The sequence below is a fragment of the Flintibacter hominis genome (assembly GCF_014287965.1).
GTDB lineage: Bacteria > Bacillota > Clostridia > Oscillospirales > Oscillospiraceae > Lawsonibacter > Lawsonibacter aceti.
Map to the genome: position 1 here is coordinate 26,567 of NZ_JACOPO010000008.1, position 26,265 is coordinate 52,831.

At 55.1% G+C, this 26,265-nt stretch carries 24 protein-coding genes; 12 read left to right on the plus strand and 12 right to left on the minus strand.

The window, feature by feature from the left end:
* Positions 1 to 20: 20 nt before the first annotated feature.
* The 10 genes from dapA (at position 21) to H8S11_RS11190 (ending at position 11,012) form a co-directional block, all read left to right on the plus strand.
* Positions 21 to 905, plus strand: a complete 885-nt coding sequence (gene dapA, locus H8S11_RS11145) for a 4-hydroxy-tetrahydrodipicolinate synthase (protein WP_186853187.1) — start codon at positions 21 to 23, stop codon at positions 903 to 905.
* A gap of 153 nt (positions 906 to 1,058) precedes the next feature.
* Positions 1,059 to 2,066: a TRAP transporter substrate-binding protein gene (locus H8S11_RS11150; protein ID WP_186853188.1), complete on the plus strand. Its 1,008-nt coding sequence runs from the start codon at positions 1,059 to 1,061 to the stop codon at positions 2,064 to 2,066.
* A gap of 51 nt (positions 2,067 to 2,117) precedes the next feature.
* Positions 2,118 to 2,630, plus strand: a complete 513-nt coding sequence (locus H8S11_RS11155) for a TRAP transporter small permease (RefSeq protein WP_186853189.1) — start codon at positions 2,118 to 2,120, stop codon at positions 2,628 to 2,630.
* Positions 2,627 to 3,907, plus strand: coding sequence for a TRAP transporter large permease (locus H8S11_RS11160; protein WP_186853190.1), 1,281 nt, complete (start codon positions 2,627 to 2,629; stop codon positions 3,905 to 3,907). The genes H8S11_RS11155 and H8S11_RS11160 overlap by 4 nt, the downstream gene beginning before the upstream one ends.
* Positions 3,908 to 3,946: 39 nt before the next feature.
* Positions 3,947 to 5,575: an L-glutamate gamma-semialdehyde dehydrogenase gene (gene pruA, locus H8S11_RS11165; RefSeq protein WP_186853191.1), complete on the plus strand. Its 1,629-nt coding sequence runs from the start codon at positions 3,947 to 3,949 to the stop codon at positions 5,573 to 5,575.
* 177 nt (positions 5,576 to 5,752) lie between these two features.
* On the plus strand, positions 5,753 to 6,166 hold the full coding sequence (locus H8S11_RS11170) for a hypothetical protein (RefSeq protein ID WP_186853192.1): 414 nt from the start codon (positions 5,753 to 5,755) through the stop codon (positions 6,164 to 6,166).
* 51 nt (positions 6,167 to 6,217) lie between these two features.
* Complete coding sequence (locus H8S11_RS11175) at positions 6,218 to 6,589, plus strand: GntR family transcriptional regulator (protein WP_186853193.1); 372 nt, start codon at positions 6,218 to 6,220, stop codon at positions 6,587 to 6,589.
* Positions 6,586 to 7,488, plus strand: a complete 903-nt coding sequence (locus H8S11_RS11180) for an ABC transporter ATP-binding protein (RefSeq protein WP_147572589.1) — start codon at positions 6,586 to 6,588, stop codon at positions 7,486 to 7,488. Before H8S11_RS11175 ends, H8S11_RS11180 begins: the two co-directional genes overlap by 4 nt.
* Positions 7,463 to 9,508, plus strand: a complete 2,046-nt coding sequence (locus H8S11_RS11185; RefSeq protein ID WP_186853194.1) for a hypothetical protein — start codon at positions 7,463 to 7,465, stop codon at positions 9,506 to 9,508. Before H8S11_RS11180 ends, H8S11_RS11185 begins: the two co-directional genes overlap by 26 nt.
* A 247-nt stretch (positions 9,509 to 9,755) precedes the next feature.
* Entirely contained in the window at positions 9,756 to 11,012 is a 1,257-nt protein-coding gene (locus H8S11_RS11190) for an acetyl-CoA C-acetyltransferase (protein WP_186853195.1), read from the plus strand.
* Between the two features lie 393 nt (positions 11,013 to 11,405).
* Here the strand turns inward: H8S11_RS11190 and H8S11_RS11195 are convergent, their stop codons facing one another.
* The 6 genes from H8S11_RS11195 to H8S11_RS11220 all read right to left on the minus strand — a co-directional run bounded on the left by H8S11_RS11195 (position 11,406) and on the right by H8S11_RS11220 (position 16,691).
* Entirely contained in the window at positions 11,406 to 11,624 is a 219-nt protein-coding gene (locus H8S11_RS11195) for a hypothetical protein (RefSeq protein ID WP_186853196.1), read from the minus strand.
* Positions 11,625 to 12,084: 460 nt separating this feature from the next.
* Positions 12,085 to 12,528, minus strand: coding sequence for a tRNA adenosine(34) deaminase TadA (gene tadA / locus H8S11_RS11200; protein WP_186853197.1), 444 nt, complete (start codon positions 12,526 to 12,528; stop codon positions 12,085 to 12,087).
* On the minus strand, positions 12,518 to 12,694 hold the full coding sequence (locus H8S11_RS11205) for a hypothetical protein (RefSeq protein WP_186853198.1): 177 nt from the start codon (positions 12,692 to 12,694) through the stop codon (positions 12,518 to 12,520). Before H8S11_RS11205 ends, tadA begins: the two co-directional genes overlap by 11 nt.
* Positions 12,695 to 12,763: 69 nt before the next feature.
* Complete coding sequence (gene spoIIP, locus H8S11_RS11210; RefSeq protein ID WP_186853199.1) at positions 12,764 to 13,933, minus strand: stage II sporulation protein P; 1,170 nt, start codon at positions 13,931 to 13,933, stop codon at positions 12,764 to 12,766.
* 213 nt (positions 13,934 to 14,146) lie between these two features.
* Positions 14,147 to 15,547, minus strand: coding sequence for a sodium/glutamate symporter (locus H8S11_RS11215; RefSeq protein ID WP_186853200.1), 1,401 nt, complete (start codon positions 15,545 to 15,547; stop codon positions 14,147 to 14,149).
* Between the two features lie 55 nt (positions 15,548 to 15,602).
* Entirely contained in the window at positions 15,603 to 16,691 is a 1,089-nt protein-coding gene (locus H8S11_RS11220) for an NAD(P)-dependent oxidoreductase (protein ID WP_186853201.1), read from the minus strand.
* A gap of 426 nt (positions 16,692 to 17,117) precedes the next feature.
* On the opposite strand from H8S11_RS11220, the gene H8S11_RS11225 reads away from it, so the two are divergent.
* Positions 17,118 to 18,059, plus strand: a complete 942-nt coding sequence (locus H8S11_RS11225) for an AraC family transcriptional regulator (RefSeq protein WP_243201033.1) — start codon at positions 17,118 to 17,120, stop codon at positions 18,057 to 18,059.
* 108 nt (positions 18,060 to 18,167) lie between these two features.
* Here the strand turns inward: H8S11_RS11225 and H8S11_RS11230 are convergent, their stop codons facing one another.
* From H8S11_RS11230 to H8S11_RS11250, 5 genes are all read right to left on the minus strand, one after another.
* Entirely contained in the window at positions 18,168 to 19,166 is a 999-nt protein-coding gene (locus H8S11_RS11230) for an ABC transporter permease (RefSeq protein ID WP_240288853.1), read from the minus strand.
* On the minus strand, positions 19,166 to 20,269 hold the full coding sequence (locus tag H8S11_RS11235) for an ABC transporter permease (RefSeq protein WP_186853202.1): 1,104 nt from the start codon (positions 20,267 to 20,269) through the stop codon (positions 19,166 to 19,168). The genes H8S11_RS11230 and H8S11_RS11235 overlap by 1 nt, the downstream gene beginning before the upstream one ends.
* 2 nt (positions 20,270 to 20,271) lie before the next feature.
* Positions 20,272 to 21,891, minus strand: coding sequence for an ABC transporter ATP-binding protein (locus H8S11_RS11240; RefSeq protein WP_186853203.1), 1,620 nt, complete (start codon positions 21,889 to 21,891; stop codon positions 20,272 to 20,274).
* Between the two features lie 211 nt (positions 21,892 to 22,102).
* Positions 22,103 to 23,413 carry a BMP family ABC transporter substrate-binding protein gene (locus tag H8S11_RS11245; RefSeq protein WP_147572574.1) on the minus strand — a complete coding sequence of 437 codons (1,311 nt, stop codon included), beginning with the start codon at positions 23,411 to 23,413 and terminating at the stop codon, positions 22,103 to 22,105.
* An 81-nt stretch (positions 23,414 to 23,494) separates the two neighbouring features.
* Positions 23,495 to 24,070, minus strand: a complete 576-nt coding sequence (locus H8S11_RS11250; protein ID WP_147572573.1) for a xanthine phosphoribosyltransferase — start codon at positions 24,068 to 24,070, stop codon at positions 23,495 to 23,497.
* A gap of 430 nt (positions 24,071 to 24,500) precedes the next feature.
* On the opposite strand from H8S11_RS11250, the gene H8S11_RS11255 reads away from it, so the two are divergent.
* Entirely contained in the window at positions 24,501 to 24,977 is a 477-nt protein-coding gene (locus tag H8S11_RS11255) for a hypothetical protein (RefSeq protein ID WP_147572571.1), read from the plus strand.
* Positions 24,978 to 25,023: 46 nt separating this feature from the next.
* Here H8S11_RS11255 and gap read toward each other — a convergent pair whose 3' ends face one another.
* Positions 25,024 to 26,043, minus strand: coding sequence for a type I glyceraldehyde-3-phosphate dehydrogenase (gap, locus tag H8S11_RS11260; RefSeq protein WP_186853204.1), 1,020 nt, complete (start codon positions 26,041 to 26,043; stop codon positions 25,024 to 25,026).
* Positions 26,044 to 26,265 lie beyond the last annotated feature (222 nt).

A 26,265-nucleotide genomic window follows, 5' to 3' on the forward strand; every position in this document is an offset into this window, starting at 1 on the left:
ATTTAAAAGGAGAGGTCACTATGAAATTTCAAGGTATTCTCACCGCTCTTGTCACCCCCATGGACGAGCAGTTCCAGGTGGACGAGGCCAAACTCCGTCAGCTAGTCAACATTCAACTTGACAGTGGCATCCACGGCCTTGTAATGCTGGGCGGCACCGGCGAGTACGCAGCCTTATCTGCCGAGGAGCGGCAGCGGGCTGTCCGGATTGCCAAGGAAGAGGCTGCCGGGCGTGTCCCCGTGGTGGCCGGCGTCTTGGAGCCTGGCTTTGGCGAATGCTTGAAGGCCTGCAAAGCCTTTGACTCTATGGGTGTGGATGCCCTCCTGGTGTTAACCCCCTTCTATCTAAGCCCCTCGCAGCCTGGTATCATCGACTATTTCCAGCGGATTGACCAAGCGGTCAACACCCCTATCATCCTCTACAATATTCCCTACCGTACTAGCGTCAATATGACTCCCGATACCGTGGAAACTATTGTCAATACCACCAAAAATGTAGTTGGCATTAAGGAATGCTCCCCCGACCTGGGCCAGAACATCGATCTGCTGCGCCGACTGGGCAGCCGGATCTCCGTCCTCAGCGGAGAGGAGTTCCTGGCTGCCAGCGTCATGACCTATGGCGCCTGTGGCGGTATTATTGCCACCGCTAACGTGCTACCTAAGGTGTGGTTGGAGCTGTATGAAAAATCCGTGGCTGGCCAGTACAAGGAGGCTACCGATATAGTCAAGCAGTACATTCCCCTGTTTAAAGCCCTATTCCGTGAGGCTAACCCCGGCCCCATCAAGTACGCTATGCGGAAGCTGGGACTACCCGCCGGACTGGCCAGTACTCCCATTCCCGCCGAACCCTCTCAGGAAACTCGCGACCTCATTGACCGACTGCTAACAGAATTCGGCCTACTATAAGCTGATTGTTCATGCACCTGCATCGTTTGGGGCATCCATAACAAGCGTTGCAGGTGCAGAACAGTTCAATATTAAAGTCACCCCGGCCACCTTTCCGTCCTCACGGGGCGGAGCCGGATGACACCAGGATGAAAAAGGAGGGTATCTGGTACTATGAGAATCTTTCGCCGCACTGCAGTAATTGTAACCTCTCTGCTCCTCACGCTCGGTCTGACCGCCTGCGGAAATGCTGCCACCAACAGTAATACAAAGGTTCTGAAATTGGCGCTGGAGATTGCGCCCAACGCGCTTACAACCGAAATGGCGCAGAAAGCTGCGGACCAGATCAAAGAGGAAACTAACGGCTCTGTGACCGTTGAGATCTATCCCTCCGGACAGCTTGGCTCCCAGCGAGACTTTATTGAGAGCATGATGCTGGGCACTATCGAAATAGGCTATGTCAGCGCCTCCTCGGTGGAAAATTTTGAGCCGGAGTTTGTCCTCTATGATATCCCCTTCACAGTTTTTGGGCCAGAACACGCTGAGGTTCTGTGGGACAGTGAAATCAGCCAGCAGGTCCAGCAAAAGTTTTTGGAAGAACAAGGCATCCGTACTCTAGGTATGATCGACTGCGGTCCACGAAACATCTACACCACAGTTGAGGTTCGATCGGCTGCTGACTTTTCGAAATTAACCATGCGGACAGCAGATGTAGCTGGTCTTATCAACCTGTTTAATGCCCTAGATGCCAACCCTACCGTGACTGCCTTTAACGAAATCTATACTGCTATGCAAACTGGCGTGGTAAACGGATTTGAGATTGGTCTGGAGAGTGTTCTGTCCAATAACCTACAAGAGGTCGTGGACTACTGTGTAGAAACCTGTCACACCTATACCATCGATTGCTTCCTGATGAGTGAGAGAGCATATCAACGGCTGACCCCCGAGGAACAGGAAATTGTGACCCGCGCTTTTGAAGAAGCCAGTACTGAACAGCGCAAGGCGTTCAACGAAAATCTTGCGGGTTATAAAGAGCGCCTAGCCTCGGCTGGAGTGGAAACCATCCAATTCTCTGACGAGGAAATGTCAAAGGTAATCGAGATGGCTCAACCCGCCATTGAAAAGTCGATCAGCGGCATTTTCAACACCGCCATCGTGGAGGAGATTCGTGCCATGGGATAAGGCATGGCAGTTCTTTAAGCGGCTAGATATTTTGATCAAGGAGGCGATATTGTGAAAGCGGTATTTGACATCTATGATAAGGTGCTGAAAATATTACTCTGCTGCGCCACTGGAGGATTCGTAGCCATCTGCCTGCTCCAAGTCTTTTTCCGGTTTGTGCTGCAAAATTCTCTAGTCTGGTCTCAGGAGGCATGTAACCTTCTGTTTTTCCTGTCTATCTTTCTGGGCGCTGCTGTTTGTGTAACAGAGCGCCGGCACATCACGATCGACCTGGTACTGGAGTACCTTCCTTTCCGTGTGAAGCGATATTGGTACCTTCTAATTTATGCCATTATGTTTATTTTTTCTGTATATATGGTGTTCAATGGCTACAGCATGGCTCTCACCTTTGCCCATCAAATCACCTCTACCCTGAAGCTGAGCTACTATCATGTCTATCTGTCCATTCCTATCACCTGTATTTTGATGGCTATTAATGTGGTACGGGCGGCTGCTTATGACTTTTTTGTGACCTATGCACCTAAAAATGATCCCAGTCGGAACAAGGAGGGTGGAGCTGCATGAGTGGATTGACCGCATTGATGCTGATTGCTTTTATGGTGATGGTCCTGATTGGTGTTCCCATCACTTTCTCTACTGGAGCTGCCGTCATGCTCTATCTTGTTCTGGGCGGGGATATCCCAGGTACTCTCCTAGTTCAGAGGATGTACAACTCCTCCGTCAGTTTTACTATGTTAGCAGTCCCATTGTTCATCATTGCCGGCGAGCTGATGAACAAGGCTGGTATTACCAAGCGTATTGTACGCCTCTCCTCTACGCTGGTGGGACATATTCGGGGCAGCCTAGCCCATGTGACCATTTTTGCTAGTATGCTATTCGCTGGTATGTCTGGCTCCTCTGTGGCAGCGGCTTCTTCTGTAGGGGGTATGCTCATCCCGGCCATGAAGGAAGATGGCTATGATGCTGGCTTCGGTGCGGCCGTCACTGCCTGCTCCGCCACCATGGGGCCCATTATTCCCCCCAGCATTGCCTTTATTATCTACTCCTCCATCACAGGAGATTCTGTCGGCAAGCTGTTTCTTGGAGGTATGGTCCCCGGTATCATCATGGGCGTCAGCCTAATGGTGATCGCCTACTTGATCTCTAAGAAGCGGAACTACCCCATCCACGAGCGTTCCTCCACCGCTGAGAAGCTCTCCGCTGCCAAGGGCTCTGTTCTGGCTATCTTGATGCCGGTCATCATTCTGGGCGGTATTATGTCTGGCATCTTTACCTCTACGGAGGCCGGCGCCGTAGGGCTGCTCTATGGCCTGTTGGTCGGCCTGGTAACCCGAGAGCTGCCCATGAAGGAAGTACCCACTGTTTTGGTCAACGGTGCCTTGACATCCGCTTCTATCATGTATATCATTGCCACCTCTCAGGCTCTGGGCTGGATCTTGACCATTGAGCGACTTCCCCAGGCGCTGGTAGCTTTTCTCTCCAGTCTGACCTCCAACAGCACACTGATTATCTTCATTATTCTAGGTACTCTGCTTATCATGGGCTGTTTCCTGGTAGATACCGCCATGATCACCATTATGACCCCTCTGTTTATCCCTATCGTCAAGCAGTATGGCATTGATCCCATTCAGTTCGGCGTGGTGATGGTCATGATGACCACTGTAGGGGGCATCACTCCTCCGGTCGGGAATCTACTGTTCGTGGCCAGTGGCATTGCAAAGACCCCTGTCCTCCGCACTGCAAAAGCTATGATCCCCTTTGCCTGTGCCCTGTTATTCTCTATGGCCGTCTGTGCCCTATTCCCACCTCTTGTGACATTCTTGCCCAATTTGCTCGGTTAACCTGACCTATCTTAAATCACAGAAAGGAAGTTGAGTACTATGGCTAATGCCTACTTTACTATTTCAAAGCCCACCAATGATCCCTTCCTGGGCTATATGCCCGGCAGTTCTGAGCGGGAGGAACTGAAAGCGGAACTGGAGAGGCAGTCCAATCAGATTGTTAAGATTCCGCTGATCATTGGCGGTCAGGCGATTTATACAGATAAGACCATTAAAGTGACGATGCCCCATGATCACAGCCACGTCATTGCCGAGTGTTGCATAGCAGGAGAAAAAGAACTAAAAATGGCAGTTGACTCCGCTTTAGCTGCAAAAGAGGAATGGGAGTCCATGCCGTGGGAGCATCGTTCTGCAATCTTTCTGAAAGCAGCCGATCATATCACCAATTCTTACCGCCCTGTACTAAACGCTTCTACCATGTTGGGACAGTCCAAAACGGTATTCCAGGCCGAGATCGACATCGCAGAGCTGGCTGATTTCCTGCGTTTTGGTGTCTGGAGCGCACAGGAGATCTTTAAGGATCAACCCAGCAGCAGCGCCGGTATTTGGAATCGCCAAGACTATCGTCCACTGGATGGTTTTATTTGTGCCATTACGCCCTTTAACTTTACTTCCATCGGTGGTAACCTTGCTACCGCGCCTGCTATCATGGGCAATGTAGCAGTTTGGAAGCCCTCCCGCACGGCTGTCCTGTCCAACTACTACTACATGAAGCTGCTAATGTGGTGTGGCCTGCCAGCAGGCGTCATCAACTTTGTTCCCTGCACGGGCAGTGATATGTCCCAATATGTAGTCAGCCACCCTAAGATGGCCGGATTTCACTTCACCGGCTCCACTGCGGTCTTCCAGAATGTATGGAAGCAGGTGGGTGAAAATATTGCCTCTTACGCCAACTATCCCCGTCTGGTAGGCGAGACCGGCGGCAAGGACTTTATCTTTGCCCACAGCTCTGCCGACATAGAGCCGCTAGCTACCGCTATCGTCCGTGGCTCCTTTGAGTATCAGGGACAGAAGTGCTCCGCCTGCTCCCGCGCCTTCATTCCCGCCAGCATCTGGCCTCAGGTGGAGACGTTGTTGAAAGCCCACACCGCCGCCCTAAAGGTAGGCGACGTCCAGGAGTTCGATACCTTTATGGGCGCCGTTATTGACCAGGCCTCCTTTGAAACCTGCAAGGAATACATCGACCGGGCAGCAGTCTCTCCGGACTGCGAATTTGTGGCCGGCGGCGCCTATGACGACAGTAAGGGCTGGTTCGTCCAGCCTACCATCATACGCTGCAAGACTCCCACATATGAGTCCATGGTTAAAGAGATCTTCGGCCCTATTGTTTCCATCTACGTCTATGAGGACGACAAGCTGGATGAGACCCTGTCCATCTGTGACAGCGCCTCTCCCTATGCCCTGACCGGTGCCATTTTTGCACAGGACCGGCAGGCCATTGTAAAGATGGAGAAGGCTCTGCGCAACGCCTCGGGCAACTTCTATATCAACGACAAATGCACGGGTGCCGTAGTTGGCCAGCAGCCCTTTGGAGGAGCTAGGGCCTCTGGAACCAACGACAAAGCAGGCACCACCCTGAACATGATTCGCTGGGTCAGCGCTCACTCCGTCAAAGAGGCCTTTAGCCCCTCCTCCGCAATCAAATATCCCTATATGTCCCAGCCGTAAGTCCGACCTCTGTTTTTGAAACCGAGGGCGGGACCTTTGCCGGTCCCGCCCTCGGTTCTTTTTTTCTTAGGAGAAAATTTAAGAAGTTCTTAATTGTTTTTTCCCGCTCTCTTCGATATACTATGTGTACTAATACAATTAATACAGTTTTGAGTGTGGGAGGTCGCAATGCGCGGGATGAAAAAAAGCCTCTGTTTCCTGGGTGCCTGCCTGCTGTGTTTGGGGTTGACCAGTTGCGCCGCTGCGGAGCAAGATGCCTTTCAGGTCCAGATTATCTGCAAGAGTTCCGGCATACAGCAGATCTTCTGGAGCTGCTATCTGGATGGAGTCTTTTATGGTTCTGGGGGAATGGCCGACTTGGACGGAGAAGAGTTGACAGCGGAAAGCGAACTTGTCCCCTGTTTCTCCCGTGCCTACCTAGACGGTGCAGATCCGATTGGCTTCTCCATCGATTTTTCCCCCTATGCGGAGGGCAGGATCATCCCCTTAGGCACTACGGACCAGGTATCTATCCCCGCCCAGTATGGAGCGTGTTACACTGTGATACTCTCCGGGGACGAGGCAACAGGCTTTCAGGCCGAACTACAGTAAATATCTACAGACCAGATCCGGCGGCGTCCCGCCGAGAGAGGAGGAATCGCTTTGCTCAACCTAGACTTTCGGGATTCCCGTCCCATCTATGAACAGGTGAAGGACGGCCTGCGGAAGCTGATGGTATCCGGAGTCATTCAGGAGGGAGAAAAGCTCCCTTCTGTCCGTACCATGGCCAGCTCCCTGGCCATCAATCCCAATACCATCCAGCGGGCTTACGACGCTCTGGAGTCCGAGGGCTATCTCTGCTCCGTGCCAGGCAAAGGCTCCTTTGCCGCCCCCAACAGCGGGGTGGACACCGGGCGGCGGGACGCCCTGTTCCAGACCTTTGACCAGACAGCGGCGGAGCTGCTGTTTCTAGGGGTCAACGGCGAGGAGTTATGGGCCCGCGTCCGGGCTCTGGAAGGAGGAGAGGAACCATGATAAAGGTAAACAACGTAGTCAAGACCTTCGAGGGCTTCCGGGCCCTGGACGGTCTGACCATGACGGCGGAGAAGGGCTCTATCTACGGCCTTGTGGGCCCCAACGGCGCCGGAAAATCCACCATCCTGCGCCACATCATTGGCGTCTACCGCCCCGATTCCGGCAGCGTCTTGGTTGACGGCCAGCCGGTCTATGAAAATCCCGCCGTAAAGGCCAAGATCGCCACCATTCCGGATGAGCTGTATTATTTCGCCTCCGCCTCCACCCGGGACATGATGCGGTTCTACCGGGGGATGTACCCCCAATTTGACGCCAAGCGATATGAGGCGCTGAAGGATGCCTTCCCCGAGGTGGATGAGAAGCAGCCCATTCGCCGCCTGTCCAAAGGGATGCAGAAGCAGTCCGCCTTCTGGCTGGCCCTGTGCTGCCAGCCGGAGGTACTGGTGCTGGATGAGCCGGTAGACGGGTTAGACCCGGTGATGCGCCGCCAGGTCTGGTCCCTGCTGATGGGTGACGTGGCCCAGCGGGGGACCACGGTGCTGGTGTCCTCCCACAACCTGCGGGAGCTGGAGGACGTGTGCGACCATGTGGGCATCCTGTCCCATGGCAAGGTACTTCTGGAACGGTCCCTCACCGACCTTCAGGATAACGTGGTCAAGCTCCAGGTGGCCTTCCAGGACGGGCAGCTGCCCCAACTGCCCCAAGATATGAACGTCCTCCACACCACCCAGGTAGGTCGGGTGTTCACTCTGATTGTCCGGGGCAGCCCAGCGGACATCAAGACCAGGATGGCAGTGTATTCCCCCATTCTGATGGAGGCCCTGCCTCTGTCCCTGGAGGAAATCTTTATCTATGAAATGGGAGGTGAGGACTATGGGGTCCGCGACATCGTGCTTTAATTCCACCCTCTACCGCAAAACTATGACCCGCTTCTGGCCCCTTTGGGCCCTGTATGGGGTGATTTGGGCCTTTCTGATCCCTCTGAACCTGCTCAATCAGTTTTTCTGGCTTCAGGAGCGATATCAGGGAGAGCTGGACCTTCAGTCCATGCTGACCTCCGCCGCCCTGGACATCCCCTATCTCCTGACTATGGGAGTGGCCCTCTCTCTGGTCTTTGGGGCGCTGGCCGCCATGGCCTCCTTCGGCTATCTATACAATAACCGGTCCGCCGCCATGATGCACGCGCTGCCCCTGCGGCGGGAGGCCCTGTTCACCACCCAGTATCTGGCCGGTCTGTCCTGCCTGCTGCTGCCCCATCTGGCGGTGGCTCTGGTGACGGCGGCCGCCGAACTGGCCTTTCTGCCTATGGAGTGCTGGGGAGAGGCGCTGGCCGCCCTGGCTGTCTGGCTGCTGGTTCAGAGCGGCACCGCTCTGTTTTTCTTCTCCTTTGCCGCCTTCTGCGCCATGTTTACCGGCCACATCCTGGCCCTGCCCGCCTTCTATGTCATTCTGAATTTTCTGGTCATGGTGATCTCCACCCTGCTGGCGGAGCTGATGAACCGCTTTTTCTACGGCTTCCCCGGCCGGGGCTGGGTGGGGGGCAGACTGGTAGAGTGGTGTACCCCCGTCTATCTGCTGTCCCAGGCCTGTAACTGGAATGTGGTCCAGACGGGGGAGAGCGGGGTCGCTGTGACTAGGGAGTGGGGTCTCGCCTCCCCCTCCACCGTGGCCATCTACGCCGTGGCCGGACTGGTTTTTGCCCTTTTAGCCCTGCTGGTCTACCGCCACCGTCATGTGGAATCCGCCGGGGATGTAGTGTCCATCCCCCTGGTCCGGCCTATTTTTAAATATGGGGTCTCCTTCTGCGCCGGACTGTGCTTTGGCACCTTTACCAGCACTTTTTTGGGCTGGCAGGCAGACGCCGTATTCCTCACCGCCTGTGTGCTGTTTTGGACCGTAGCGGGCTATTTTACCGCTGAGATGCTGCTAAAAAAATCCTTCCGGGTGCTAAACGCCTGGAAAGGCTGCGCGGCGGTGGCGGCCGCCATGGCTCTGTTATGCGCCGCCTGTGTCTATGATCTCTTTGGCGTGGAGAGCCGGATTCCCGATGCCGGCCAAGTCGCTTCCATCAATCTATCGGCAGACATGGGATACCCCATGGATATCAGCGGCTTCCATCTGTCCCAGATCACCGAGCCCGGCCAGATCCAGCAGGTCTTGGACCTCCACCAGGCCATCATCAATGAGAGGGACCGGAATGGAGCTGACAATTACAGCATATACGGTGATGACTACATCTTTTTCTATGTGACCTATACGCTGAAGGATGGGTCCACCCTGTCCCGTGAATATTCCAGCGTCCCCATCTTCCTGGATGAGTTGGACAAGGAGGGCTCTGTCACTCAGCTGGCCGACCAGTTGATCCAGAACCGCGGCCTGATCTCCATGGTGTATAATTTTGCCTCTTTCGAGGAACAGGGCCGGCTGGTGGAGGCCTATCTCACCGATGTCCGGATGCTGCCCAATTCCCTGTCCCCGGAGGGGGAAGATCGGAGCACCCTGTATCTGGACGGCGCCGCCGGGGAGGACCTGGAGGGCCTGTGGGAAGCGGTCAAGGCTGACTTTGCTGATGGGAGCATCGGCGTACGCTATCTCTTCAGCGACGAGGAGCGGTTGCGAAACACCTACCGCACCGACCTGCGTTTCCAATGGGAGCTGCCCCTTGAGGAGCAGCCCGGCCGCGGCGGCCAGTATGCCCCCGCCGCAGAGAGCAGTCCCGTTGGCCAGACTTATTCCTCCTCCCTCAGCATCACCCTGACGCCCAACGCCAGCCGCACACTGGAATGGCTTCGGACGTTCAGCGGCCTGGGCTCCCAGTATGAGCTGGTCCTCCACGATGAGGAAACGGCTGTCGGAAGCGTTTCTACCGGAGATACCTCTGTGGCGCCCCCCTACCAGGAGGCCGTCCTTGCGGACTGAAGCCTTCTTCCCTCCCCCGGCTTAAAATAGAGCCGGGGGATTTTGTTAAAAAATTCACTATTTTACATAATTTTTGCCCTTCCGCTGATATAATTTTTGCGATTTTGTCAATCACAGGCAGGAAAGAGGCACCCTTGGGCAGAAAAATTGATTGCTTTTTCCCCTTTCCTCCGATATAATCAGAACAAGAGCGGAAATCGTGGGCGTCCCTCTGGACGCCAAATAAATTTTGGAGGTAACAGAAGCTATGAAAGACATCTACGTTGTCAACTGCTGCCGCACCGCCATCGGCTCCTTCGGCGGCTCCCTGAAGGATATCCCCGCCGCTGATCTGGGCGCTACCGTCATCAGGGAGGCCCTGTCCCGCGCCGGCGTCAAGCCCGAGCAGGTGGACGAAGTCATGTTTGGCTGCATCCTCACCGCTGGCCTGGGCCAGAATGTGGCCCGTCAGGCTGCCATCAAGGCCGGTGTGCCCACCTCCGTCCCCGCCTACACCGTGGGCATGGTGTGCGGCTCCGGTATGAAGTCCGTCATCGAGGCCGCCCGTACCATCATGGCCGGCGACGCCGACATCATTGTGGCCGGCGGCACCGAGAATATGTCCGCCGCCCCCTACGCCCTGCCTGCCGAGCGCTGGGGCGCCCGCATGGGTGACAAGAAGGTGGTAGACACCATGATCAAGGATGGCCTGTGGGATGCCTTTAACAACTACCACATGGGTACCACCGCCGAGAACATCTGCGACGTGTGGGGCATCACTCGCCAGGAACTGGACGAGTTTGCCGCCTCCTCCCAGAACAAGGCTGAGGCCGCCATCAACTCCGGCCGCTTTGACGACGAGATCGTCCCCGTGATGGTCAAGCAGAAGAAGCAGATGGTGGAGTTTAAAGTGGACGAGTTCCCCCGCGCCGGCGTCACCGCCGAGGGTATCTCCAAGCTGAAGGGCGCCTTCCCTGTGGGGCCTGAATCCCCCGCCCCCGCCGTGGAGCACACCTTCGAGCCCACCGGCATCAAGGAGTCCGCTGACAAGGGCCAGCAGCGCGTCACCGCCGCCAACGCCTCCGGCATCAACGACGGCGCCGCCGCTATCATCCTGGCCTCCGGCGAGGCCGTGGAGAAGTACGGCCTGAAGCCCATGGCCAAGCTGGTCTCCTGGGGCCAGGGCGGCGTGGATCCCAAGATCATGGGCGTGGGCCCCGTGCCCGCCTCCCGTCAGGCCATGGCCAAGGCCGGCCTGAAAATCGAGGACATGGATTTGGTGGAGGCCAACGAGGCCTTTGCCGCCCAGTCCATCGCCGTGGCCCGCGAGCTGGGCTTCGACATGAGCAAGGTCAACGTCAACGGCGGCGCTATCGCTCTGGGTCACCCCGTGGGAGCCTCCGGCGCGCGCATTATTGTCACTCTGCTCCATGAGATGCAGAAGCGCGACGACGCCAAGAAGGGCCTTGCCACCCTGTGCATCGGCGGCGGCCAGGGCGTTGCCACCATCTTTGAGAAGTGCTGATTTTCTCTTCTCCCCTTTGGAAAAGCGGCCTGTGATTTTGGAAGGATCACAATATAGTATCGAGCGGAGCTCCGGGACATCCCCAGGGCTCCGCTCCTTTTGTCCTGTGAGTCTCCCCCCAAGAAAGCGGGAATTTCCGAGGTCCTTGGGCCTTTTCGTCTTTTTTACGAAAATTCTGGTGATAGATTGAAACAAGGGGAAAAATAAGGTACTCAAAGGCAGAGTGAAACAAATCGGTCAAAGGGTCCATCCAATGATCGAGGGAGGAAACAGATGAACAAGATATAGAAACAGCTTCTCTATTACTGCGGCATTTTTCTTGTTATTTTCCTGAGTCATGTGGCTTGCTCCGGCTTTCAGGAAAAGGCACAGAGCACCTATCAGCTTGTATACCTACTCCTTGACCTTGGGACCGGCATTGCCGCCTTTATCCTTGTATTGCTGCTGGTCCTGGGCCGGACGGCGCTGTGCTCCATACGGCCAGCGGAAAATTCCGTTGTCTGTAATGCGGTATGCTTCTTCGCGGCCGCGGGGTTTCTGTGGTGGCGGTTTTTCTATTTTGGGGAGGTAACCTTTATTTCCCTGCTGCTGCCTGTAAGCAAGCTGTTTCATGGGCTGATGACCCTGCTGCTGATGCGGAAAAAGAAAGTTCAGGGAAATGCTGACACAAGTATCCCCTCCCCATAAAAATCAAAAGGCAGGCCTGTAGTTGGAACAGGCCTGCCTTTTCTTTTTCTGCGGGGCCGCTGACGAAAGCCCCCGGACGCCTGCTCCAAGGCGTCCGGGGGCTTCCGTTGAAAAAGAGGATCAAAATGAAACGAACTGTCTCTTGCAGATTTTATGATAAGAGAAACTTATTAACAATTCCAACGCAAGTTGTTACATAAGTTTTAAATCTCTCCTGGATCCAAAAATTTTGCCCAAAAAGGGGGAAAGACCAGCGGTCAAACCGCCGGTCTTCCAAAAAAAATTGGAGGATAGAATGAAAAGATGCTCTTGCCTTGCGAGTATCAGTATACCCAAGGGTTATTACAAAAGTTATCCGCAGTTGTTACAAAACCTTTAAATCTTTTCAGCGCAGCGCCTCAAAAAACTTCTGAAGGACCGCTTCACACTCCTCCCGCAGGGGACCCCGATAGATGCGGGGATGGTGGTTGAAGCGTTCCTCGAACAGATTGAGAACCGAGCCGCAGCAGCCCGCCTTCTCATCTCCCGCTCCGTAGTAGATTCGGTCAATGCGGGCGTTGATGATCCCTCCGGCGCACATGGGGCATGGCTCCAACGTTACATAGAGGGTACAGCCGTGAAGACGCCAGCTTCCGGTCCTGGCGCATGCGTCCCGTATGGCCTCCAGCTCCGCGTGGGCGGTGGCGTCTCCCCGTTCCTCCCGCCGGTTGCGCCCCTCGCCAACGATTTCTCCGTTCCGAACAATAACACAGCCTACGGGCACATCCCCCTCTGCCTGGGCCTCCATCGCCAGCTCCAGAGCCCGGCGCATATACTGTTCATGATTCATCCTGAATCTCCCGCATGAACACCAGTCCCCCATTCACCTGTGCGCAAAACTGCCAGCCTGCCCGGCCCAGCGCATTCCACTGCTCCTCCGCTTCTCTCACCTTTTTCTTCTCGTCAAACCCCATAGATGCCCTGATATCAGCTATTTTATATTCGTATTGCTTCATCCGTTTCACCCCTTTTCCCCAGTTTACACCAGGGGGGTGGTTTTCGCAACCGCTCTTTTCTCGGACTTCCTACCCCTCCTTCATGGCCAGCAGGGTGCGGGCCACGTTGTCCGCCCACAGGCGGGCACCGGCCAGGGCCTCGGTGAGAGTATTTCCATGGCCTCCCACCTCCACCAGGAGGTAGCCAGGTGAGAGCTGCTGGTTATACCGGCTGTTGCGCAGGACGATGGGCCGGGCCAGGCTGGAGTACCCTGTGACCAGGTTTTTTTGCAGCTTGATTCCAAAGGCCAAATTGTCCCTCCAGCGGGGGTGGGCAGCGCCAGAGCCGTCGGTGCCCACCACCAGCATGACCTGGGCCACCTTCTCCCCGGCCTCCTCTGAAACCAGCTTATAGATCTCCCCCTCGTTTCCCACCAGGGCGTCCCGGTGGACATCCAGCACCACTTTGATGGTGGGATACTGCTTCAGCCACTGCTCCACCGCCGCCTTGGACCGGTCATAGGCCCCATTATAGGCCGGATAGTCATAGAGGTTGGTATCATGGACCACCTGAAGGCCGTGGGCCCGGAAAACCGTGGCCATCTCCTCCCCCACCCGGACCATGTTGTGGTTACAGTCGGTGGTCCGGTAGGGATCGCTCTCCTCATAGGACCTCCCGTCCGACTGGGAGTATGCCTCACTGCCATGGGTGTGCAGGATCAGGATCTGCGGTCCCTCTCCCAGTGGAACGTCCACCGTGCCCTCCTCCAGCACCGAGGCGTCCAGCCCCAGGTCGGTCCGGTCATAGACATAAACTCCCTGGTCGTGGAGGTACTTCCCCCCCTCTTTGCCCTTCGCCGTCATCTCCAGGATGCCCTCGTCCTCTGTGGGAGGCTTCAGGTCGGGTTCCCCCTGCTCCTCCTCATCCACCAATTCTTCCTTTGAGCCCAAATCCTCCATCGGGTCGGCCCCATCTCGGACTTCCGCTACCGCTTCCTCTCCGGCAGCCAGCAGGGCGCTGTGACTCAACAGCAGCCTGCCCCATCCGGTCAGCTCTGCGGAAGCGGTCTGCCGGGGCAGCTCCCCCAGCTGGCTGGACAACAGGGACACGGACAGGCCGGGCTCCTGCCCCAGCGCGGCCAGCCGTTCCTTTACCCCGGATAAATCGGCCATCAGGGACAGCCCCCAGCAGGCCACCAACACAAGCCCCAGGGCCACTCCACGGCGCAGGGCCCGTCCGATTTGATCTCTCTTATCCACATTACCACCCCTTATCCTCTGTATGGTTCGTATCAGGAAGATATGCGGGAGCCAGCTCCTATATGACTTTCTGCCCCTTATTTCCTGGGCAAAAAAGACCTGACTGGTATATGGGGCACTCCGATCTGGGTATATAGCGGCACACACCGCCTCCTGGCTCCCTGGGGAGGACCAAGAGACGGTGTATGTAGAAGAAGATGAAAAATGGGTAAATTATCGATATGTCTTCAGACGACGTCCGGGGACCCAGCCCTTAGTGAAGTAGGCGAAGATCCACATAACAGCCACAATGGCAAAGCAAGCGCCAGTGACGATCCAGCTTCCGGTCGTACCCATGTTGACGATAAGAATGGGAGGAATTACCTGAAGGCCAATGATGATGGGACGGTTGAACACATCGGCGATGCCGGAGTCCTCAATACCGCGGCTCTTCAGTTCCGGGTCAACCACGCGCTGCAGCAGCACGCCGGTGGCCGCCACGCCGGTGGCGTGACCCCAGACCATCATGTTGCGCTCGAACCAATCCTCGTCGGAGGATTTTCCGCCCACGATGATGAACCAGAACCAGTTGATGAGGAAGCCAGCGGCGCACACCACGATGAGGGGAACCGCAAATTCCATTACGACACTCAGGTTCAGCGAGCCGATACCGGAAATCATCAGGAAGTCGGTGGCGGTGCCCTGGATACGCTGTACCGTACCCCGGTCCACATACTGATCCGCACCCGTCTTGTTCAGAAAGCCATTGAGGATGATTCCGGCAATGAGAGACAGGCAGAACTCAGGAATAGAGATCTTGAAATCAAAGGTAGCCAGCGTCCAGTTGGCAAACCACTTGGAGGCGATATAGCCCACCCAGCAGGCCAGCATCACAATACCCAGATGGAAGCCCAGAGGATCCAGGCAGATGGAGGCTACGGTGCCTTTCGAAGAAGACTTCTGCTTATTGGCAGGGACCAGGCCGGTACGCATTTCCTGAGGGAGCTCCTTGGGATTCTCCACGTAGTGGGTGTAGCCCTTACGGGTGCCCCAGTTGATAATGATCATGCCGCTAATGATGCCGCCTACGATGCCAATGGTGGCGCAGGTGTTGCCCAGATCCGTCATGTTAGGCACGCCCAGCTCACTCAGAGCGGAGCCTACCGCCGCAGCGGTGCCATGGCCGCCGTAGAAGCCAGTAGCCATCATCAGACCAAAGTTCTCGTCCAGAGTGGGATAGAGTTTGACCAGCAGCACCAGTGTGACCAGCATGCCTACGGCGTACTGCAGTACGGCAATACCCGACACGTTAAAGAACATACCGCTGATCTTGGGGCCCGACGCGGCCCCTTTCTGGGGCTTGTCCCCGATGGGGGTGGCGGCAAAGATCACCACGATCAGCACGCTGGCATAGGTCCCGAATGAGGTAGACAGAGGCAGGATCTTCAGCTGCTCCACAGGACTTTGTGGACCGAACAGAAGAGCCAGAAAACCAGCGATAACCGCGGGAGGAATCAGCACCTTTTGAATCAGTTTTACCTTGGCACGCAGAAATTCACCAATCAGTAGCAGTGCGCCCATGATCGAAATATCGACCATGACTTGCCAGATAGCAGAAGACATTGTGAGTTCCATTGTAAACACTTTCCTCCTTTATCAGTTGCTCCAGAAAGCCCTGACGCGCAGAAAGTCAGATCACATCCTGGTAATAGGGCAGCTGTTCATCAAAACGTTTCTTCCCGTTTTGATACCAGCTGATCATGTGGGAAATTGTGTCAGCTGCCTTGGACTCCACAGCCAGATCAGAGTTGAAGCCCTGGTGGGGCTGCACATAAATGTTGCCCATCCGGCTCTCCGCCATCTGGAGCAGCACCAGCGCCGCAGCTACCCGGTTGTTCACAGTCTCAACCTGCCCCTTCTGAACAGCCAATGAAAAATCATGCTCATTGGAGAACACATCCAGGCCGATGCCGCCCAGCACACCCTGATCGTAGAGCTTCAGCAGCACAGGCTCCGGCGCAATCTCGCCACGAGTCACATTGATGAAGATCAACCCCTTCTTGGCACGGCTGAGATAGTCGTAGGAGAAGTAGTTCTCGTTGTAATAAGGGCTCCCCTTGATCCGGGTCAGATTCATGGCGTTGATGATCACGTCGCTGGTCTCAATGGCCTCATCCTTGGTGACAAATTTCACGTCGTCACCGTATCGCTGGGACAGCTCCCGGGCGCGGATGTCCACAGCCTGTACTGTCAGACCGTTGGCACGAGCCAGATCAAATGCGCGCTTTCCAATATTGCCAAGACCAAATACTGTCACCACCCGGTTGGCGGCCAGCTCCATGAAGGAGTCAGTCTTGTTGCGCTCAAACGTAGCAGTGTTCACTGTGTATTGGTTTAGCAGTCCGGCAGTCGCGTACAGGAATTTGATGGCGGTCTGCGCAACCGCGTTGACGCAGTAGTTGCGCAAAGAGGTGATGTTGGAAACATCAGCCAGACTTTCCAGATGATCATAGCCAGCACTTCTGGTAATGATGCTCTTTTTGGGATTGCTGGCAAGGTAGTCCTGGGGAGGAACAGAGTGGGTCTTAATCGTAATGAGGGGAGGAAGCGTTTCGTCTGGGTGCTGTGCAAGAAAATCCTGCAGTGCATCGGGAACGATCAGATAACGCAGATCCCTGGGCAGCAGCCCCTTGGCCTGCGCTGCCTCCGTCTCCTCACGAAGGTGGTGAGCTTCCTCGCCCAAAGCCTCAAAGTGGATCACGTCGTAGTTGTGCAGCATTATGTTGTTGCTCCTTTTTCATTCGTGCCCAGCCCAACCCGCTGGCTGCGCCTGGTATAAGGCCCGTGCCGCAGGTTTTTCTTGGCTGCCGGGCAGAGACAGATGGGAATCGCCGCTGCGCATTGGCTTTTCTGCCTTGAATTATGTCAGAGAATAAGGACGTTTTCCTGCACTCAACGAGGATTAAATTGACGTATCTTGCTAATAGCAGGATGAAAACACCAAAAAAGTGAAAATGACGGTAAAGCAAATAAACAAATTGAATAAAACAAAAAATGGATTTATTTCCAAAAATATTAAATAATTCGGATCAAACACATAAAATGGGGTCATGTCGAAATTTCTGGTAGGTACCTTGTTATTTTATTGATCTATCTTGTTCAAAAAAGCAAAATGCTTTGAGAAGCGTTTCCGTCCATGCTACATTTGAGAGAACACAGGCGCTCCCTGGGAAACGCCCGACTTGAGAAAGGAGAGAACAGCGCCCGTATGCTGCAGTGCCGATATGAAGTACACATCAGTAAAAATGACACCTATTCTATGGATAAGCCTCACTTCCATGAGGATGTGGAGATTGTTCTGTGTGTGTCTGGAGAAGGGCTTTTGTTTATTGGAAACACTGTGTTTCCGCTGCACCGGGGACAGCTATTTTTCATTAATAGCTCGGTCCTGCATCGCAGCGTGGCGAATGAGGAGTACCGGTGTATGGTATTTCATGTGTCTCCCCAGATGCTCCAGGTCCTCAGCAGCCCCTATACCCAGTTCAGCACATACTGCTGCGGGATCGGGCAGGCGGTGACCCTCACTGGAGACGATATCAACAGGCTGGAAACACTGTTTTCCGGCCTGATGGCCCCAAAAGAGATCGGGTTTGGCGCCGATTTGAACAGAGTTGCAGAGGTCATCAACTTTTTGGTGGAGTGCTTTTCCCACTTTGCCAAAGCCGGAAAACCCCAGGCGCGCACCAATCCGGGACTAGAAAAAGTGACCCCGATTTTAGAATATATCCAGGACCATTTGGATGAGCCGCTGACTACCGCAAGTATCGCGGAAGCCTTTTATATGAGCAAGCATTATCTGTGCCACCTATTTAAGGAGCACACTGGCTTTAGCTTAATTGACTATGTCATTAACTGCAGAGTTCTCAAGGCGCGGGGACTGCTGCGACAGGGAATGCGGGTACAGGAAGCGGGAGAACGGTCCGGTTTCCAAAGCAACGAACATTTTATCCGTACCTTTAAAAAGCTTACGGGAGTAACCCCAAAACGTTACGGCATGATGTATCGTGAGATCGACTTGAATATGAAGCAGGAGGTGGTGACCATCAAAGGTCAGGATGGACGCATTGTGGAAAGCATCAAAGCCTGAAAAATGTGGAAACGGTACATAAAATATATAGAAAATGCCGCTGTCTTCCTCAGAAGACAGCGGCAAAAAACTATTGTGATGGATCCGGTCAGGTCTTTTTCTTGCAGGTCACCGCTCTTCCCGAAAATAATTGAGCCCCAGGGAGGCGGGCAGGCCGGAGCCCTCACGCTTGCGGACGGAGGTAGCCACCAGCACAATGGCGGTGATGAGGAAGGGCAGGGCCTGGTACAGCTGGGTTGGGACGGCAGCCAGCCACCCAAGCGTATCGGGGAAGGCGGCGGCCAGACTGGAGCCTGAAACTCGCAGGGTATTGAAAAAGCCGAAAACGAAGGTGCCCAGGATGGCCAGGGCAGGATTCCAGTTGGCAAAGATGACCAGTGCCACCGCAATCCAGCCGTAGCCGTTGATCCAGCAGCTGCTGTTGAAGGAGCCAGACATATTCAGCCCCATATAGTAACCGCCGATCCCCATGATGCCGCAGCCCAGGCAGATGTGGATATATTTGTACCGCTTTACATTGATACCCACAGAGTCGGCGGCGCCGGGATTTTCCCCTACCGCCCTCAAACGCAGGCCGGGTGCGGTACGGTTCAGATAGCACCACATGAGCAGAGCAATGGCCACCGCCAGATAGACCATAATATTGTGGTCAAACAGGCCCCGGCCGACAACGGGCAGTTGGGACAGGCCGGGAATAGCCAGATCGGAAAAGCCCTCCTTGATGTTGGCGTAGTCATTCATGGCGGGCCAGCTGACCGCCTTGACGCCGTTGCCCACAAAGAAGTAGACGCCCAGGCCGAAGGTGGTCAGGGTCAGGCCGGTGATGTTCTGGTTCGCCTGGAGGGAAACAGTCAGCAGGGCAAAGAGCAGGCCGCACAGGGCGCCGGCCAGGAAGGACACCAGAATGCCCACCCCCAGGCTGTTGGCGTAGCAGCCCACAATATAGCCAAAGATGGCTCCCACGGCCATAATGCCCTCCACGCCCAGGTTCAGGCTGCCTGACTTTTCCACCACGATCTCGCCCACCGTGCCGTAGAGCAGAGGAATGTTGTACACCACGATGTTGTGGACAAAGGTGGTGACCACGCCCAGTTTATCCATTTCCATTAGGTGCTACCCCCTTTCTGAGAACGCACAAGCTTAAAGCGGATGAAGAAGTCCGCCGCCAGTACCAGGAACAGAATGACCCCCTGAAGCATATCGGCAAAGCTGGAGTCCACCTTGGAGAAGGTGGCGGCGGCAATGGTGGAGCCGTGCTGTAGCATGGAGATCAGAGCGGCCACCACAAAGATCACAGCGGTGTTCAGCTGGGACAGCCAGGCCACAATAACGCCCGTCCAGCCCACATCGTCGGTAAAGGAGGTGGAGAGGATGCCGGAGGTGCCCACCTTGAAGGAGGCAGCCAGGCCGATAAGACAGGCGGACAGGAATACGGTGCGCAGCACGATGGCGTTCACCTTCATGCCCGCATAGTGGGCGGTGCCGGCGCTGTCCCCCACCACAGCGATCTCATACCCATGTTTGGAGTATCTCTGGTAGATATAGACCAAGACGCCGATGAGCAATGTGAGGGGAACGCAGATATTCAGGGAAAATTTCCCGATGGGAATGGTGGGGAAGGACACCATCTTGCTGAAGTTAGCAAAGACAGGCCGGACGGACGAGGTGTCCAGAAAGAAGTTCCAGGACGCTTGGGTTTCTCCCAAAAATACCAGGAAATATAGGGCCACATAGTTGAGCATCAGGGTCATCAGGGTCTCATTGGTGCCGAACTTTACCTTCAGCACAGCTACGAAGGCGCCATACAGACCGGCGGCTGCCATTCCTGCCAGACACATCAGCACTAAAGTCAGCGGAGTCGGAAGCATAGGGCCGGCCTTAAAGGCCACTGTGGCGGCGGCCACAGCCCCCAGGATGAACTGACCCTCGCCCCCGATGTTCCAAAACCGCATCTTAAAGGCCAGGGACAGGGCCACAGAGGTGAGCGCCAGGGGAACAAAGACCTTCAGATAGTTCTCAAAGGTCTTGTAGGCAATCTTGTTGCCCACCATGCCCATGGTGAACATCCGGCTGTAATAGGCGACTGGGTCCACTCCCATGGCCAGCAGCAGCAGACCGCCTACCGCCAGGGCGGCGCCCACCGCAAGCAGATAAAGGCACAGCTTTTTCCAGAGGGGACAGTGATCCCGCTTGACGATATGAAAACGCATGGTCAGTCCTCCTTCCTCCGGCCGCCGCCCTCCTGGGCCTCCAGCTCACGCAACTCCTGGTCGGTGATGTTGGTGTCCCGGGCAATACCGGCGGGCTTATCCTCATACTTATTGGTCAGGTCCAGGGCGCCAGTCATCATCAGACCCAGTTCCTCCTTGGTCGTCTTGTGAGCGTGGACCACGCCCATGACCTTACCGTGGCACAGTACCATGATCTTGTCGCACAGGGCCAGCATCACATCCAGATCCTCGCCCACGAACAGGATGCCTACCCCATCCTGTTTCTGCTGGTTCAGGATGTGATAGATGGCGTAGGACGAATTGATGTCCAGACCACGGACCGGATAGGCGGTTATCAGGACATTGGGGCCCGCCTTAATCTCCCGGCCCAGCAGCACCTTCTGCACATTTCCGCCCGACAACCGGCGTACCGGGGTTTCTGTTGAGGGAGTGACCACGCCCAGCTGCTCAATCACCTGTTGAGCGGCGGCCCGGCCCGCCTTCCGATCCACAAAGGGGCCCTTGTTCTCACCATAATTTTTCAGGAGCATATTGTCCGTAATGGACATGGAGGGGGCCAGGCCCATTCCCAGCCGGTCCTCGGGTATAAAGGACATGGAGATGCCCTTCTCCAGAATAGCCTTGGGGGGCAGGCCCACAATATTGTCCCCCTTGTGAATCATCAAGCCGGACTGGATGGGCCGCAGGCCGGCGATGGCCTCACACAGCTCCTTCTGGCCGCAGCCGGCGATGCCTGCCACTCCCAGAATCTCCCCTCCCCGGATGTAGAAGCTCACCTTGTCGATGGCCACGGCGCCTTCGTCGTTTTTGATGGTCAGATCCCGGACTTCCAGCAGGGGCCGGGTTTTTTCCACCACAGGCCGTTCAATATTCAGGTCAATTTTCCGGCCTACCATCCACTCGGTCAACTCCTGCTCGTTGGTGCGAGCGGTGTCCACGGTGGTGATATACTCCCCCTTGCGCAGGATAGCTACCCGGTCGGAAATGTCCATGACCTCGTTGAGCTTGTGGGTAATGATGATGATGGAGTGGCCCTCCTCCTTCATCTTCCGCAGCACAGCAAAGAGCTTGTCAATCTCCTGGACTGTCAGCACCGCGGTAGGCTCGTCCAGAATGATGACCTTGGCTCCGTAATAGAGCACCTTGATAATCTCCAGGGTCTGCTTCTCCGACACCGCCATGTTCCGGACCTTTTTTCTGGGGTCGATGTCAAAGCCGAATTTTTTGGCCATCTCCCCGATCTCTCCGTACCGAGCCCTGTTTAGCCCGATACCGGCCCTCTCCTTGCCCATCCAGATGTTATCGGCCGCGGAGAACACATCCACCAGCTTGAAGTGCTGATGGACCATACCAATGCCCAGCCGCTTAGAATCCTCCGGGGAGTTAATGGCCACAGGTATCCCGTCCATCAGGATCTGGCCCCGGTCAGGCTGGTAAATACCAGACAGCATATTCATCAGGGTGGTCTTGCCCGATCCGTTTTCCCCCAGCAGGGCCAGAATCTCCCCCTGGCGCAGGGTCAGGTCTACGTCCTTGTTGGCCACCACACTGCCAAAGGTCTTGGTGATGCCCTTCATTTCAATGACATATTCCGACGCCATGGAACCACGCTCCCTCTTTTGTACTACAAATTGTTATCTTTCTCTCTTATATTGCACATCGTATCCAGGCAATCCAATACCGCTGGCCTCTCCTCCCTGGGCCGGAGGTTCCGGACCAGGGAGCACAGGCCAAGGGCCTAAGCTCTAAAAACCGGGCCGGCCGGTGGCCGGCCCGGTTTTTCGGGTCTTAGGGGATATTCGTTCAAAAAGCTCAGGCCACTACGACACCCTTGACAAAGTAGTTCATGGTGCCGGTGATGACGCCGTCCTCCACAGACTCGCCGCCGGCGGGCACGATCTCGGTGTTGGCGGGAACCACCACCTGGCCGTCCTTGGTCTCGTCCCGGTCGCTGGTGACCAGAGCGTCGTCATACTGCTCCACGGCGGCCTTACCGTCAGCGACTGTGACCTTCAGCTTTACGCCGGAGAACACGTCCCAAGCGCCGGAAACGATAAGCTCACGGACCTGGTCAATGGCGTCCTGGGTGCCGGCAGCACAGTTGTCACTCAGGGGGGACACATCTACAAAGCCTTCAGCCAGACCGCCGTACCAAGCTTCGCCGCCCATCTTCTCCACGAACTGGGAAGCATCGCCTTCACAGGCCATGGCAGTCTCGATCGCCAGCTTGTAGTAGACATCCCAGTTCCACACAGGGGCAGTCAGGTGGGCGTTGGGGGCGTCCTTGGTCATGTCGGAGTTGTAACCGCAGCCAAACACGCCGGCCTTCTCCGCGGCCAGCTGAGGCTGGGCAGAGTCGCAGTGCTGGGCGATGACACCGCAGTTGTAGCTGTTAATCAGCTCCTCGGCAAAGGCGTACTCGTTGACCTCGTCGAACCAGTTGCCCAGTTCCTTCACATAGACAGTGGCGTCGGGGTTGACGGCCTGGACACCCAGGGCAAAGCCGTTAATGCCGGAGCAGGTCTCAGCATACTCAGTGCCGTAGGCGGACACATAGCCCACATTGTTATTGTTGGTCTCCAGGCTCTTCAGGCCAGCGGCAATACCGGCCAGGTAGCGCGCCTGATAGATACGGCCAAAGTAGTTGTTGTAGTTGTTGGGGTTGCTCATATAGCCAGTGGCGTGAGAGAAGATCACATCGGGATACTCCTCAGCCTTGTCGGCCATGGCATTCAGATAGCCGAAGGAGATGCCGAAGATGATGTCGCAGTCCTCGCCCACCAGGGTATCCACGGCGGTGGCCACGTTCTCATAGTCCTCGGTGATCTCGTCCTGGATGATGAGCTGGGTGTCGGGGTCCATGCCCAGGGCCTCCATGGCCTTGGTAATGCCGTTGTGGTGGGCATAGGTGTAGCCGGCGGTGTCGTTCTTGCTGTTGATGTAGATAGCGCCCACCTTAAAGTCGCTGACGTCGGTGGTCTGGGAGCCGCCAGCCTGGCTGCTGCTGGTGTTGGACTGGTTGTTTCCGCTGGTGGCACTGTTGCCGCCGTCGCCGCTGTTGCCGCAGGCGGCCAGGGACAGGACCATGGCCATTGCCATAGCCGCCGCAAGGATCTTCTTCATCGTTGTGTTATCCTCCTTAGTTTTTGGTTGCTCTTTTCATTCCTCGGATGGTACATATATTAAAACCGGATGGCTCCGGCTTTAATCCGCGAACTCCACACCGTTTTCCTCACTCATAGCCTTGACTCTGGCCAGGGACTCCACCCGCACGCCCTGGGCGCGGAGCCGGTCTCCACCGGGCTGGAACGCCTTTTCAATGACGATCCCCGCCCCGGCCAGCTGTGCCCCGGACTGCGCCACTATGTCGATCAGTCCCTCCAGGGCGGCGCCGTTGGCTAAAAAGTCGTCAACGATAAGCACCTTGTCCTGGGGGCCTAGAAACTTTTTGGACACGATGACCTGATAGATCCGGCCGTGAGTAAAAGACTCCACCTGGGTGGCAAAGACCTCGCCGTCAATATTTTTGGTCTGGGTCTTTTTGGCAAAAATCACCGGACAGTGAAAAAACTGCGCCGTGATACAAGCGATCCCGATGCCGGAGGCCTCGATGGTCAAAATCTTGTTCACGCCGCAGTTGGCGAACCGGCGCTGGAATTCTTTGCCGATCTCCTCAAAAAGGGCAATATCCATCTGATGGTTCAGAAAACTGTCCACCTTCAGCACATCGTTCCCCTTCACGATCCCGTCCTGACGGATCCGCTGCTTGAGAAGCTCCATTTCCAGTCCCCGTCCTTTCCTCGAAAATGACAGTGGCCCGAAAATACGGGCCACGCTACTTCTTGATATACATTCATTCTACAAAAAATTTTCGTCCCCTGCAATCCCTTTTTTAAATTTTTTCTCTTGCGCCTTCCACAATTTTTTCTCTGTTTCTCCCCAGCTTTCGTCCTTTTTCACCAACCACGCCTTCTTTTGCCCCGACCGTCCCGTTCCACAGGAGAAAACGGGGCAATACGGTACCGCTTGAAATACAGGCTGACAAAGTTCCAGCCGACGTAACCAAGTGCAGCATCTTTTTTTAGTCGGTAATCCTGCACAATTTTTTTTAAAATCTTCTTGATATTTAATGCAACCTGAACTATAATAAAACTATACACAGCCCCTTTCACCCCAGTCTATTTTATTTAAAGTATAGGAGGAAACGTCCATGGGTTATCCGAAAACTGGAAATGAGGTTTATGTCAGCTTTTCCCTGTCAAATACAATGTTCTCCGGCATTGGCAAAGGGACCATTACCAGAGAACTGGTATCGGTAGATTATCTAAAGGACCTATTCCAAAAATACGGGGTCATCGTATCGGCCAAGCCGGAACAGCGCCGGCTGCTGGAACTGGTGAACGAGGCCTACGGCCTGGGTCTGGAGATTCCTGACACCCTGAAGCTGGCCCGCCTGTCTGAAAAGAACCGCCGTCTGGTCCTCATTTCCGTCCAGGGCCTAAAGCGAGTCAACGGCTCCCTCCTCCCCTCTTATAGCGAGGAGGAATTCCAGGAGGCCACTTTTGAGTTTGTCAAATACTATGTCCAAAGCCGGCACTACGACGATCTGGTGGCGGAGAACAACAAGCTGAAAAGCGACTTGGAATCTGAGATCGCCTGGCGTACCAGAACGACCGCAGACGAGTAAAACAAAAAAGAGCCGCCTGCTGGTTTCCCGGCAGACGGCTCTCCTTTTAGGAACGGTCCACGCGGTACATATGGGAAATCAGGTCCAGCACTTTATTGGAGTACCCCCACTCGTTATCATACCAAGCGATCAGCTTGACAAAGCGGTCATCCAGCATGATACCCGCGGTTTCGTCCAAAATGGAGGTGTGGGGATTGCCAATGATATCGGAGGACACGATCTGATCTCTGGTATAGGATAGGATTCCCTTCATGGGGCCCTGGGCGGCCACATGGACAGCATGGCATATCTCCTCATAGGTGGTGGGTGTCACCAAGCGGGCGGTCAGGTCCACCACGGATACATCATTGGTCGGGACACGGAAGGACATCCCGGTCATTTTGCCCTTCAGCTCCGGAATGACCAGGCCCACCGCCTTGGCCGCCCCGGTCGTGGAGGGAATGATGTTGCCAATGACAGAGCGGCCTGTCCTCCAATCACGCCCTGCTCTGGCGTCTACCGCCTTCTGCTTGGCTGTGGAGGCATGGATGGTAGACATAAGGGCCTGCTCTATCCCAAAATTGTCTTGGATGACCTTAGTCAGAGGCGCAAGACAATTTGTCGTGCAGGAGGCGTTGGATACTACATCCATATCCGCGCTATAATTCCAGTGGTTGACGCCCATGACAAAGGTGGGCGTCATTTCATCTTTGGCCGGAGCGGTAATGACCACTTTTTTTGCCCCGCCCTGAAAATGGAGGGAGGCCAGCTCTTGGGAGTTAAAGGCCCCGGTGGATTCTACGATGTACTGTGCGCCGCACTCGCTCCATGGGATCTGCCCCGCGTCGCTTTGACTGAATACCCGGATCCTGCGTCCGTTTACAATCAGGTCGCGGCCATCATGCTCCACCGTCCCCTGAAAGGTGTGAAACACTGAATCATACTTCACCATGTACTCCATGTAGTCCAGGTCAGCCTTACGCAAATTGATGCCGCGCAGGTCAAAGCCGTCCCCTCGCTCCAAGATGATTCGGAGTACAACCCTTCCAATCCGTCCGAATCCATTGATCCCAACTGGAATACCCATTTTACATCATCCTCCATTTTACTTTTCAATAAATACTAAAAAATATATATTTAGTATAGCTTTCATTATATATCTCTTTTCCAATTTGTCTATATAATTAAATAAGTTTTTTCTAAATAAATATTTTTGTTGCTTAATTCTATTATAGAATAATATAATTATTATTTAAATAAAAATCAAATTCTTTTCCGGCTTGTTTAAAAAGTAAGAGGGAGCCTCTCC